Here is a 253-nt window from a genome sequence, read left to right on the forward strand (position 1 = left end):
TCAGTGGGCATCACGAATTCGCGAACCGGAGGATCCTGCTTGTCGCGCAAGGCCAGTACGGGCCCAACGATTTCCGGGATCACGTCACCGGCTTTCCGGAGGATCACGATGTCACCGATCATCACGCCCTTGGCCTTGACCACATCCTGGTTGTGCAGGGTGGCCATGCCCACCGTGGAGCCCGCCACCTTCACCGGTTCCATCGGGCCGAAGGGAGTCACGCGACCCGTGCGGCCAACGTTGACCGCAATGT

1 pseudogene is annotated in these 253 nt (G+C 62.8%); it reads right to left on the reverse strand.

Annotated features, from left to right (window positions below):
• Nucleotides 1-253 (reverse strand): annotated as a pseudogene (locus ACPYOM_RS23110) (NAD-dependent DNA ligase LigA); the annotation flags it as partial.

It is taken from the genome of Monashia sp. HAY1-2A (assembly GCF_056755315.1).